Source organism: Nocardia sp. XZ_19_231 (assembly GCF_015355705.1).
Taxonomy (GTDB): Bacteria; Actinomycetota; Actinomycetes; order Mycobacteriales; family Mycobacteriaceae; genus Nocardia; species Nocardia salmonicida.
Genome location: NZ_JACUZI010000002.1, coordinates 79,918 through 92,280, shown reverse-complemented (window position 1 = coordinate 92,280; position 12,363 = coordinate 79,918). Strand labels below are relative to the sequence as shown.

The following is a 12,363-nucleotide window of genomic DNA, read 5'->3' as shown; positions in this document are numbered from 1 at the left end:
AAATGACCGGGGTCAAAGATCGCCTGCTCACGACAATCGCCGGGCAGCTCGGCAATCCGCACGGTGTGCTCGGTAAGGGCGTGGCGTTCGTGCTCAATCGGGGGAACAAGCGTGCCATCGCGGCGGCCGTGGATGCCGCGGCGCCGACAGCCGGCGCGACGGTCGCCGATATCGGCTTCGGCGGTGGGGTGGGCCTCGAGATGTCGCTGGCCCGCGTCGGCGCCGAAGGCGTGGTGCACGGCATCGAACCGTCCCCCGACATGCGCGCCCGCGCCCGTGGCCGTTTCGCCATGGAGATCGCGGAGGGCCGCCTCGCCCTCGCCGACGGCACCCTCACCGCGCTCCCACTGCCCGACGCGAGCCTCGACGCGGCCATCACCGTCAACACCATCTACTTCCTCGACGACCTCCCGGCCGCCTGCGTCGAACTCGCCCGCGTCCTTCGCTCCGGCGGCACCGCGGTGATCGGCATCGGCGATCCCGAAGCCATGGCCACAATGCCCTTCACCCCATATGGATTCACCTTGCGTCCGGTCGCCGATGTGGTGGCGGCGCTCAGCTCCGCCGGACTGACCGTGGAGCAGCGCACGTTGGCGAATCCGCCGATTCCGCACCACCTGTTGATCGCTCGCAAGGTGTGATCGGACTCTTGACCGACCGGTCGGTCATGGCTACAGTCGGGACATGAGCACACCGATCACTGTCGCCACGCCGTATGGCGACGTGGTCGTGCACCTGAGCGGGCGCTCGCCCGCCGATGCGCCGGGACTGCTCCTGCTACACGCGAATCCGGGCGACCACCGCGACTTCGATCAGATCGTCCCCACGCTGGGCGAGACGTGGGCGGTGGCGGCGATCGACTGGCCGGGCTACGGCGCGTCGACGGTCTTCGACCCGGACGCGATCACCGTCGACGCGCTCGGTGACGTGGCCGTACGAGTGTCGAAGTCGTTGGCGCAGCTCGGTTTCGGTTCGCTGACGGTGATCGGCAACAGTGTCGGCGGATACGCGGCGGTACGCCTGGCCGAGCGCGCACCGGATCTGGTGCGCGGGCTGGTGCTGGTGCAGTCGGCCGGGTTCGCACCACTGAATGTGGTGACCAGAGCCATGTTCCGATTGATCGCGCGGCCCTCGGTAGCCCGGCGGTTCGTGGTCGTGAACGCACGGCTGTATCTGGGTTCGCCGCGTAACGAGGGTGTTCGGCCCCTCCTCGAGCGGGCCCGTGAGATACCCGGCGATCCGATCCGGCTCGCTGTGTACCGCAGTCTCTGGCGGAGCCTGGACGACCCACGCGTCGACCTGACCGGCGCCGCCCCGCTGCTCCCCGAGCTTCCCGTCCAGGTGGTCTGGGGCCGCAACGACCCGAGTAACCCCTGGCCTGCGAACCGGCGCGGCATCGCCCGCGCCCTGCCCGCGGCACCGGTCGCACTGCTGCCCACCCGGCACGAACCGTTCGCCGAGGCCCCCGAACTGTTTCTCGAAACCGTGCGCGAGTTTCTCGCAGGCTGTGCTGGAATGCGGCAATGAGATCCGCCGAGCCCGGCCGCCGGGCCCTGTTGAACGCGGGCAGGCAGCTACTGGCCACCGAGAACCTGAGCAAGCTCTCGGTCAACGCCATCACGACTGCGGCCGAGATGGCCAAAGGCAGCTTCTACCAGCACTGGCCCAGTCGGGAGTCCTACCTACTCGCCCTGCACCGCGCCTTCCACGACGATCTCGACGCGCAGGTCGGCACAGCGATCGCCGATCTACCCCCCGGTAAGGGACGCCTCGCGGCCGCGATCACCGCCTACCTCGACGGTTGCCTGGCCGCTCCCGCGACAAAGGGCCTATTAGTACAGGCGAGAACCGACGCCGGCCTGGCCACCGAAGTGAGCGCCCGCAATTCCGCCGCCGCCACCCTGCTCGCCACAGACCTCACGGCGATGGGCTGGACCGACCCGGCGCCCGTCGCCGTTCTGTTGGTAGCGGCCACAGCCGAAACCGCCTTACTCGAGTTGGACGCACAGTCCCCGCGACCGGATCTTCGCGCCGCCCTGCTCCGCATCGCCCGCCCCTGACCCCGGAAACGACAGAAGGCCCGATCCATAAGGATCGAGCCTTTAGTCTTGTGGGCGAAGGGGGACTTGAACCCCCACGTCCTTACGGACACTGGCACCTGAAGCCAGCGCGTCTGCCATTCCGCCACTCGCCCGAGCGACTGGAAAAATCTAACATGCCCCGCGGGCGAAAATAAAATCGATTCCTTGACCTGCGGCGATGCCGTGGAATCCGGCCGGGGAACCGGGGGGGCGCCGCCGGGAGTTACCCAGGTAGAGGATCGTGGATATCATGCAAGGAACGTGGTCGGGTCCGGACACGCCGTAACCAGCGTGTCGAGGAGGGCGGACACGCGCACCGAAGGGAGGGCTGTGATGGGCATCGTGTCGAGATTCGAACGTCGCTTGCAGGGCGCTGTCGGTGACGTGTTCGCGAGGGTGTTCGGCGGCAGTGTGGTTCCCCAAGAGGTGGAGGCCGCGCTGCAGCGCGAAGCCGCAGATCAGATCCAGGATCTGGACGGCGGGCATCGACTCGCGCCGAACAGTTACGTGATCACGATCAATGAAACCGATCACGGCAAGCTCGACGCCGATCACGACCTGACGACCAAAGCGTTCGCCAAACATCTGCAGGATTACATCCGGGAGCAGGGCTGGCAGACCTACGGCGAAGTACACGTGGCGTTCGAGGCATCACCTACGCTGCACACCGGAATGTTCAGAGCGAGCGGCCACGTCGACCCCGACGCCGGTCGCGGGACGGCCCCACCTCGCACCGGACCGCCACAACGACCCGCACACCCGCAACCAGGAGCTGGCCCCATGACGCATAACTCAGGCTACGAGCCAAGCCGAGAGCCCGCGGAGTCCGATCCACGCAACCGCGGGTACGCACCGCCGCCCGCCGGCGCGCCAGGGGCTCCCTACCCGGCAGACGACTACGGCCGCGGTGGCGGCTACGGCGCGCCCGAGGCGCAGCCCGGATATGGCGACGCGTACGGCCAGCAGGGTGGCGAATACCAGAACGGCTACGACCCCGCCGCGCCCGCCCAGCAGGGCTACGGCCAGCAGGGTGGCTACGGCGCCGCGCCCGCGTACGGCGAGCCCGGTTACGACCAGCAGGGCGGCTACGGCCAGCAGGCCTACAGCCAGCAGGGTGGCTACGGCGCGCAGGGCGCCCAGCCCGGTTACGCCGAGCCCGGTTACGACCAGCAGGGCGGCTACGGCCAGCAGGGCTATGCCGAACCTCAGCAGCAGGGCTACGGCCAGCAGGGTTACGGCCAGCAGGGCTACGCCGACCCGGGCTACGACCAGCAGGGTGGTGGCTACGGCCAGCAGGGCTATGCCGAACCGCAGCAGCAGGGCTACGGCCAGCAGGGTTACGGCGCGCAGCCCGGCTACGCCGAGCCCGCCTACGGCCAGGAGGAGCAGGGCGGCTACGCCCAGCCCGCCGCCGCCGGTTACGGCCAGCAGGGCTACGGCCAGCAGCAGGGCGCGGGCTACGCCGCCGCCCAGTCGAGCTACTCGGCCACGCTCCAGCTCGACGACGGCAGCGGCCGCACCTACGCGCTGCGCGAGGGTTCCAACATCATCGGCCGCGGCCAGGATGCCCACTTCCGGCTACCCGACACGGGCGTGTCGCGTCGGCATATCGAGGTGCGCTGGGACGGCCAGACGGCCATGCTCTCGGACCTGGGTTCCACCAACGGAACGCTCGTCAACGGTTCCCCCGTGCAGGATTGGCAGCTCGCCGATGGCGACGTGATCCGGGCCGGACATTCCGAGATCCTGATCCGGATCGTCTGATCCCGTAAGCTGCGCGGTGCACGTCACGAGTCGACGCTGTCGGCTCTATGATGCTGCCATTACACGCACGGTCCCGACCTCGGGGCCCGCAAGCCAGCACGCTGGTGGGGGTGGTTCGGCCCGCACCTGCCGTACCGACGTACCCGGGCAAACAGGAGGTGGAACGCCGTGCAGGGATTGATCCTGCAATTAACCCGCGCGGGGTTCCTGCTGCTGCTCTGGTTGTTCGTCTGGGCCGTTCTGCGGACCTTGCGCAGCGATATCTACGCGGCATCCGGCATACGGATACAGCCGAGGGCAACCCGCGGTAATCGCGGATCCATCGGTCTGCCCTCCTTCAGCCGAAGCCAGAAGGGCGCCAAGTATCTAGTGGTGACTCATGGTTCACTCGCCGGCACTCGAATCACCCTCGGCACGCAACCGGTTCTCATCGGACGCGCCGACGATTCGACGCTGGTACTCACCGACGACTACGCCTCGACCAGGCACGCGCGACTGTCTCAGCGTGGTGACGACTGGTACGTGGAAGACCTCGGTTCCACCAATGGCACATATCTAGACCGCGCGAAAGTCACCACCGCCGTCCGTGTTCCGCTCGGCACTCCGGTGCGAGTCGGCAAAACAGTGATCGAGCTGCGATCGTGACACTTGTTCTGCGCTACACCGCGCGAAGCGACCGCGGACTCGTCCGGGGCAACAACGAAGATTCGGTCTACGCGGGCGCACGCCTGTTAGCGCTGGCCGACGGCATGGGTGGGCACGCCGCCGGAGAAGTGGCCTCGCAGTTGATGATCGCCGCACTGGCGCATCTCGACGACGACGAGCCGGGCGAGGACATCCTCGGCAAGCTCGACCACGCCACGCATTCCGGCAACGCCGCCATCGCCGACCACGTCGAGGCCGAACCCGAACTGGACGGCATGGGCACCACGCTCACCGCGATCCTGTTCGCGGGCCGCAAGCTCGGCCTGGTCCATATCGGCGACTCGCGGGCGTACATGCTCCGCGACGGCGAACTCGCCCAGATCACCCGCGACGACACGTTCGTGCAGTCACTGGTCGACGAGGGCCGGATCACCGCCGAACAGGCGCACACCCACCCGCAGCGTTCGCTGATCATGCGTGCCCTCACCGGCAACGAGATCGAGCCGACGCTGATCATGCGCGAAGCCCGCGCCGGTGATCGTTATCTGCTGTGCTCCGACGGACTTTCGGACGTGGTGAGCGACGAGACCATCGGCAACACCATGCGCGAGGGCAACACCGACGAGTGCGCCGACCGGCTCATCGAGCTGGCGCTGCGCAGCGGTGGTCCGGACAATGTGACCGTCGTCGTCGCCGATGTGATCGACCTCGACTACGGCCAGAGCCACCCGATTCTCGCGGGCGCCGCCTCCACCGAGGAGGAGGAAGACTCCCCGCCGCCGAATACCGCGGCAGGGCGCGCTGCCGCCATGCGTCCGCCCCGCGCGCAACCGCGCCGGGCAGCCGCCGCGCCGCCGCCGCCGGAAACGAAGTCACACAAGCTGCGCTGGCTGCTGTTGTCGCTGGCGTTGATCGCCGCGGTGGCCATCGGACTCGTGGTGGGCTACAAGATGATTCGCAGCAACTACTACGTGGGCGCCGACAACGACAAGGTGGTCGTGATGCGCGGCCTGCCCGGTTCGATCCTCGGCTACTCGATCCACGACGTGGAGCTGACGGGCTGTGTGAACAGCAAGAGCGAGCTCACTCTCGTCGAGGTGGGCAAGCCGGCGCCGAGTGGTTGCAAGACGCTGATGGTCAGTGACCTGAAGCAGACCGGGCGCGAACAGGTGCAGAAGGGCCTGCCGCCGGATTCGCTGGACAAGGCGCGCGGCAGCATGAAGGTGCTGGCGCAGAACGAGCTCCTTCCGCCGTGCCCGAAGAAGGAATCGGTCCCCCAGCCCGGCGTGCTGCCGCCCGAGCAGACTCCGGTGATCCCCGGTGGCGCACCGACTCCCGGCCCCGACCAGCCCGCGGCGCCGACCACGACCACCCCGGCGCCGACCACCACCACTGTTCCTCCGACAACCCCGCAGATCTCAGGGGAGAACTGCCGGGTGACGGACTGATGTCCGCACCGCCACCGCCGTCGGCTGGGGCGTTCCCCAGTCCCCCTGGTGGATTCGCGCCGGCGCCGCCGCCGTCGACGCGACGCAACCAGGAGTTGCTGTTGCTGGCGGGCGCGGCGGGCATCACGACGGTGTCGTTGTTCATCGTCGAGGCGAGCCAGGAACAGTCGATCACCACCGACATCGCCAAGTACGGGGTGGCGTTCCTCGCGCTGTTCGGAATCGCGCATCTCGCGGTGCGCCGATTCGCGCCGTTCGCGGACCCGCTCCTACTACCGATTGTGGCGCTGCTCAACGGATTGGGGCTGGTGCTGATCCACCGGCTCGATCTCGCCGAAGCGCAGAAGGCGGCATCCGACGCGACAGCGGTCCCCTCCCCCGACGCCAACCAGCAGATCATGTGGACCGGCCTCGGCATCGTGGTGTTCATCAGCCTGCTCATCGTCTTGCGGGATTACCGCACGCTGGCGCGCTACACCTACACACTAGGCCTGGTCGGCCTGGTCGCGCTGGCGATTCCGGCACTGTTGCCGAGCCGGTTCTCCGAAGTCAACGGCGCCAAGATCTGGATCCGGCTGCCCGGATTCAGCATGCAGCCGGGCGAATTCGCGAAGATCCTGCTGATCATCTTCTTCGCGGGCGTACTGGTGGCCAAGCGTGACCTGTTCACCGCGGCGGGCAAGCACTTCCTCGGCATGGAGTGGCCGCGGCCACGCGATATGGGCCCGATCCTGATCGTGTGGATCGTCTGCATCGGCGTGCTCGTGCTCGAAAAAGACCTCGGCACTTCGCTGCTCATCTTCGGCACGGTGCTGGTGATGATCTACATCGCCACCGAACGGGTGGGCTGGCTGATCATCGGCGGCGGGCTGCTCGCGCTCGGATTCGTGTTCGCCTACGAGCTGTTCGGGCATGTGCGCGTGCGCGTGGACACCTGGCTGCACCCGTTCGACGACTACCACAACACCGGCTACCAGATCTCGCAGTCGATGTTCGGCTTCGCCACCGGCGGGCTCGCGGGCACCGGCCTCGGCAGCGGACGACCCCAGCAGGTGCCCTTCGCCAAGACCGACTTCATCGTCACCACCATCGGCGAGGAACTCGGCTTGATCGGGCTCACCGCGGTGCTGATGCTGTTCCTGATCTTCATCGTCCGCGGGTTGCGCACCGCGCTGGCCGTGCGTGACAGCTTCGGCAAGCTGCTCGCGGCCGGCCTGTCGTTCACCATCGCGATCCAGATCTTCGTGGTCGTCGGCGGTGTCACCAAACTGATTCCACTCACCGGTCTGACCACGCCGTTCATCTCCTACGGCGGTTCGTCGCTGCTGGCGAACTACGCGCTGCTCGGGCTGTTGATGAAGATCTCCGATGCGGCTCGCGCACCGGCACCAGCCCGTAAGCGCGCGCCTGCCCCGATCGCCGACGCGGCCACGGAACTGGTCCGCAGGCCGGAAAGCAGGGTGAGCGAATGAACACACCTCTGCGTCGTGTCGCCGTCGCCGTCATGGTGATGGTGGTGGCGTTGCTCGTGAACGCGACCTACCTGCAGGTGGTCAAGGCCGACGATCTGCGCAGCGATCCGCGCAACTCGCGGGTGCTGCTCGACGAGTACTCGCGCCAGCGCGGTCAGATCTCCGCGGGCGGCACCGTGCTCGCCGGCTCCGTCGCGACCGACGACCGGTACAAGTACCTGCGCGAATACCCCTCCGATCCCTCGGCTTACGCGCCGGTCACCGGCTTCTACTCGATGCAGTACGGCAAGACCGGGCTCGAGTTGGCCGAGGATCCGCTGCTGTCGGGCAACGACTCGAGCCTGTTCGGTCGACGGCTCATCGACATGTTCTCCGGGCGCGATCCGCGCGGTGCGAACGTGCTCACCACGCTGAATCCGATGATGCAGCAGGTCGCCTACGAGCAGATGACCTCGAAGGGCTACACCGGCGCCGTTGTGGCGATCGAGCCGAGCACCGGCAAGATCTTGACCATGGTGTCCACGCCGAGCTATGACCCCAACGAGCTGTCGGGCCACGACGGCGCGGCGGGGCGGGCGGCCTGGGAGCGGCTGAGCACCGATTCGAGTCAGCCGATGCTCAATCGCGCTGTCTCGCAAACCTATCCGCCGGGGTCGACGTTCAAGACCGTCGTCACCGCGGCCGCGCTGTCCAACGGTGTCGCCGGTCCGAACGACCAGTTCACTGCGGCACCCAACATCACCCTGCCGGGAACCAGCACCACGCTGGAGAACTACAACGGCACCACCTGCGGCGACCAGCCGACCGCGAGCCTCTACGAAGCGTTCCGGCGTTCGTGCAACACCGCGTTCGTCGAACTCGGCGTGAAGGTCGGCGCGGCCAAACTCAAGGACGAGGCCGCCGCGTTCGGCATCGGAGTCGAGGATCCGCCCGGTGTGCCGATCCCGGTCGCCGAATCGACCGTCGGCCAGATCCCGGACAACGCCGCGCTCGGCCAGTCGAGCATCGGTCAGCGTGATGTGTCGGTGACACCGCTCAATGTCGCGGTGATCGCCGCGACCATCGCCAACGGCGGCACCAGGATGCAGCCGTATCTGGTCGATCAAACCCAGGCGCCCGATCTGTCGGAGCTCAGCAAGACCAAACCGGTCAGCGTCGGGCAGGCGGTGAGCCCCCAGGTAGCGTCGACCCTGACCGATCTGATGGTCGCCTCGGAGGCCAATACCGTGGGCGGTGGGCGGTCGCCTTACCAAATCGCGTCGAAGACCGGAACCGCCGAACACGGCAGTAATCCCCGTAACACCCCGCCACATGCTTGGTATATGGCCTTCGCGCCCGCGCAGAACCCGAAGATCGCCATCGCGGTGATCGTCGAGAACGGCGGCAACAGGCAGTTGGCTGCCACCGGAGGCTCGGTGGCGGCACCGATCGCCAGGTCTGTGCTCGACGCGGGCCTGGCAGGGGGCTGAACGAAATGAGTGTGCGAGTGACAACACGGGGGCCCCGATGCTGAACAACGGCGCCATGATCGCCGACCGCTACCGCCTGCAGCGGCTCATCGCCACGGGCGGTATGGGTCAGGTGTGGGAGGCGATGGACACCCGGCTCGATCGCCGGGTGGCGGTCAAGGTCCTCAAAACCGAGTTCTCCGCCGACCCGACCTTCCGTGCGCGGTTCCGGGTGGAAGCGCGCACCACCGCGCAGCTCAACGCACCCGGGATCGCGGGCATCTACGACTACGGCGAGACCACCGACCCGTCGGGCGGCGAGACCGCGTACCTGGTGATGGAGCTCGTGCAGGGCGAACCGCTCAACGCGGTGCTCAACCGCATGGGCAGGCTCTCGGTCATCCAGGGTCTCGACATGCTCGAGCAGACCGGGCGCGCGCTCGAGGTCGCGCACGCGGCGGGCGTGGTGCACCGTGACGTGAAGCCGGGCAACATCCTGGTGACGCCGACCGGTCAGGTGAAGATCACCGACTTCGGCATCGCCAAGGCGGTCGACGCCTCGCCGGTGACCAAGACCGGCATGGTGATGGGCACCGCCCAGTACATCGCGCCCGAACAGGCCGTCGGCGAGGACGCCACCGCGGCCTCCGACGTGTACTCCCTCGGCATCGTCGGCTACGAAGCACTGGCCGGAGTCCGTCCGTTCACCGGCGAGGGCGCGATCACCGTCGCGATGAAGCATGTGCGCGACGCGCCGCCGCCGATGCCCGACGACCTGCCCGCGAACGTGCACGAACTGATCGCCATCACGATGGCCAAGGATCCGTTGCAGCGCTACAGCAGCGGCGGCGAGTTCGCCGACGCCGTGGCCGCGGTACGTGCCGGACACATGCCGCCGATCCCCGGTGGCGCCACCGGTCCGTCGATGACCGGTGCGACCCGGGTGCTTCCGCCCGGCCCGACCGTGGCGATCGCCGCTGCCGCCGCCGCGGCGGATTACGACGGTGCGACCATGCGCTTCGGCCATCAGCCCGGCGGCCAGGTCGGTCCACCGACCGGCGGTTACAGCGGCCCGGCCACCCAGGCGGCCGCGCCGGCGCCGGTCCCCGCGAGCAACGCCAAGAACAATCAGAAGTGGCTGATCGCGCTCGGTGTCGGCGCGCTGCTGCTCGGCGGCGGCGTGCTGTGGTTGCTGTTCGGCGGTGAACCGAACCGGGATTCGGGGACCACGACCACCACCGTGCAGACCACCAAGCCGGTGCCGCCGCCGGTGACCACCAGGCCCGTGCCGCCGCCGGTAGTCACCGAGGACCCGCCGACCACGACGGAACCGCCGCGTCCGACGACCACCACCGAGGCGCCGCCGACTACCACCGAGCCGCCGACCACCACCACGGTGCCGCCGACCACCACCAGCAAAACCAAGCCGACGACGACGCCGAAGCCGACCAAACCGGAGGCGACCACCACGGCGCCCGCCGGGGGAACCACCACCGTGGGTCGCCCCCGGCTTCCCACCTTCGACCTGCCGTTCCCCGATAGCGACACGGCCGTAGGCCCGACCATAGGACAACCATGACGACCCCGAAGAATCTCTCCTCTCGGTATGAGCTGGGCGAGATCATCGGGTTCGGCGGCATGTCGGAGGTGCACCGCGCCCGCGACGTACGCCTGTCCCGCGACGTGGCGATCAAGGTGCTGCGGGCCGATCTGGCCCGCGACCCCACGTTCTACCTGCGGTTCAAGCGCGAAGCGCAGAACGCGGCCGCGCTGAACCACCCGGCCATCGTGGCCGTGTACGACACCGGCGAGGCCACCGTCGACGGCGGGCCGCTGCCCTACATCGTCATGGAGTACGTCGAGGGCGACACCCTGCGCGACATTGTGCGCGGCAAGGGACCACTGGCGCCGCGCAAGGCCATGGAAGTCGTCGCCGATGTGTGCGCCGCGCTCGATTTCAGCCACAAGGCCGGAATCGTGCACCGTGACATGAAGCCGGCCAACATCATGATCAACCGCGCCGGTGCGGTGAAGGTGATGGACTTCGGCATCGCGCGAGCGATCGCCGACAGCGCCAACCCGATGACCCAGACCTCCGCGGTGATCGGCACCGCCCAGTACCTCTCACCCGAGCAGGCGCGCGGCGAGACCGTCGACGCGCGTTCCGACGTGTACTCGGTCGGCTGTGTGCTGTTCGAGATCCTCACCGCGCAGCCGCCGTTCACCGGTGACTCGCCGGTCGCGGTCGCCTACCAGCACGTGAAGGAAGACCCCCCGCTGCCGTCGTCGGTCAACCCCGGCGTACCGCGCGAGCTCGATTCGGTGATCCTCAAGGCGATGGCCAAGAACCCGGCCAACCGGTATCAGACGGCCGCGGAGATGCGGGCCGACCTGATCCGGGTGCTCGGCGGGCAGAAGCCGAGCGCGCCGATGGTGATGAACGACGAAGACCGCACCGATTACGACGACGAGCCGGGCCCGCGGACTTTCCACGACCGCCGCGACGACACCTCCGAGCACCTCGCGGTCGGGCCGCCCGACGAGGAACGTAACCGCACCGGGCTGATCGCACTCGGTGTCGCGGCCGCGCTCGCCGTGGCGTTCGGGTTGTTCTGGGTGCTGGTCGGGCCGGGCAGTCGGGCTGATCAGGTGGCCGTTCCCGACCTGTCGGGCAAGCCCGCTCAGCAGGCGCAGAACGAACTACAGAAGTCCGGTTTCTATGTGGCCGTGCAGGAGAAGCCGGACGGCAAGGTGGCGCCGGGCAATGTGATCGCGACCCAGCCGCTCGGCGGTTCGCGCATCGACGAGGGCAGCACGGTGACGTTGCAGGTCTCGACCGGCCCGACGCAGGTGCAGTTGCCGCGACTGTTCGGGATGAGCCAGACCGAGGCCGAGCAGAAGCTGAATTCGATCGGCCTGCAAATGGATCCGAACGTGGTGCGCAGGGCGTCGAGCACAGCCGAGAACGGCAAGGTGATCGCGCAGGATCCGAGCGAGGGCGTGCGGGTCGACATCGACCGGCCGATCATCGTCACCATCGGCAGCGGTCCGGAGCAGGTCCGGGTACCGACCGTGGTCGGCCAGGACATCTCGATCGCCCAGCCGAATCTGGTCGACCCCGCCGGTTTCAAGGTCGAGATCCAGGAGGTGAAGTCCTCGCTGCCGAAGGGCCAGGTGCTCTCCACCAACCCGACCGGCGGCAGCAACGCGGAGAAGGGCTCGACCATCACGGTCCAGGTCTCCGCCGGTGACCGCATCACCGTCCCCGATCTCACCGGGCTCACGCCGGTGCAGGCCCAGGAAAGACTGCGCAGCGAAGGGTGGGCCGGACAGCTCAGCCAGACCACGGTGATCACCCTCGACGGCAATGCCTCGGGCAAGGTCGTCGGGCAGAGTCCGGCGGCCGGTTCGTCGGTGACGATCAGCGGCAATATCGTTTTGCACGTGGGAGCGTCGCCGATTCCGCGGTGAGGTCTCGATTGGGTGGCGAACGCGTCCGCCGCGC

The 12,363-nt window shown here is 68.0% G+C and carries 10 protein-coding genes and 1 tRNA gene; 10 read left to right on the top strand and 1 reads right to left on the bottom strand.

All coding sequences use genetic code 11. The features are described 5' to 3' along the window. Nucleotides 1-2: 2 nt before the first annotated feature. From IBJ82_RS07675 to IBJ82_RS07665, 3 genes are read left to right on the top strand one after another with little or no spacing between them, the layout of a single operon-like run. Complete coding sequence (locus IBJ82_RS07675) at nt 3-641, top strand: class I SAM-dependent methyltransferase (RefSeq protein WP_194825301.1); 639 nt, start codon at nt 3-5, stop codon at nt 639-641. A 43-nt stretch (nt 642-684) separates the two neighbouring features. After that, a complete protein-coding gene (locus IBJ82_RS07670; RefSeq protein WP_194825300.1) occupies nt 685-1,527 on the top strand; it encodes an alpha/beta fold hydrolase in 843 nt (280 codons plus the stop codon). After that, complete coding sequence (locus IBJ82_RS07665) at nt 1,524-2,060, top strand: TetR/AcrR family transcriptional regulator (protein ID WP_194825299.1); 537 nt, start codon at nt 1,524-1,526, stop codon at nt 2,058-2,060. The genes IBJ82_RS07670 and IBJ82_RS07665 overlap by 4 nt, the downstream gene beginning before the upstream one ends. Before the next feature lie 51 nt (nt 2,061-2,111). On the opposite strand, the gene IBJ82_RS07660 is transcribed toward IBJ82_RS07665, so the two are convergent. Then, nucleotides 2,112-2,194 (bottom strand) — tRNA-Leu (locus IBJ82_RS07660). Nucleotides 2,195-2,414: 220 nt separating this feature from the next. On the opposite strand from IBJ82_RS07660, the gene IBJ82_RS07655 reads away from it, so the two are divergent. From IBJ82_RS07655 to pknB, 7 genes are all read left to right on the top strand, one after another. Further along, nucleotides 2,415-3,845 (top strand): DUF3662 and FHA domain-containing protein, encoded by a 1,431-nt coding sequence (locus IBJ82_RS07655; protein WP_194825298.1) that lies wholly within the window; start codon nt 2,415-2,417, stop codon nt 3,843-3,845. Between the two features lie 168 nt (nt 3,846-4,013). Continuing rightward, the gene (locus tag IBJ82_RS07650; protein ID WP_062992366.1) at nt 4,014-4,490 is read left to right on the top strand and encodes an FHA domain-containing protein; all 477 of its coding nucleotides are present in this window, start codon (nt 4,014-4,016) and stop codon (nt 4,488-4,490) included. Continuing rightward, the gene (locus IBJ82_RS07645) at nt 4,487-5,938 is read left to right on the top strand and encodes a PP2C family serine/threonine-protein phosphatase (protein WP_194825297.1); all 1,452 of its coding nucleotides are present in this window, start codon (nt 4,487-4,489) and stop codon (nt 5,936-5,938) included. Before IBJ82_RS07650 ends, IBJ82_RS07645 begins: the two co-directional genes overlap by 4 nt. Beyond that, complete coding sequence (locus tag IBJ82_RS07640; protein WP_194825296.1) at nt 5,938-7,410, top strand: FtsW/RodA/SpoVE family cell cycle protein; 1,473 nt, start codon at nt 5,938-5,940, stop codon at nt 7,408-7,410. The genes IBJ82_RS07645 and IBJ82_RS07640 overlap by 1 nt, the downstream gene beginning before the upstream one ends. After that, on the top strand, nt 7,407-8,879 hold the full coding sequence (locus IBJ82_RS07635; RefSeq protein ID WP_194825295.1) for a penicillin-binding protein 2: 1,473 nt from the start codon (nt 7,407-7,409) through the stop codon (nt 8,877-8,879). Before IBJ82_RS07640 ends, IBJ82_RS07635 begins: the two co-directional genes overlap by 4 nt. Nucleotides 8,880-8,916: 37 nt before the next feature. Then, entirely contained in the window at nt 8,917-10,437 is a 1,521-nt protein-coding gene (locus IBJ82_RS07630) for a protein kinase (RefSeq protein ID WP_194825294.1), read from the top strand. Further along, a complete protein-coding gene (gene pknB / locus IBJ82_RS07625) occupies nt 10,434-12,329 on the top strand; it encodes a Stk1 family PASTA domain-containing Ser/Thr kinase (protein ID WP_194825293.1) in 1,896 nt (631 codons plus the stop codon). Before IBJ82_RS07630 ends, pknB begins: the two co-directional genes overlap by 4 nt. The last annotated feature ends 34 nt before the right edge of the window (nt 12,330-12,363 follow it).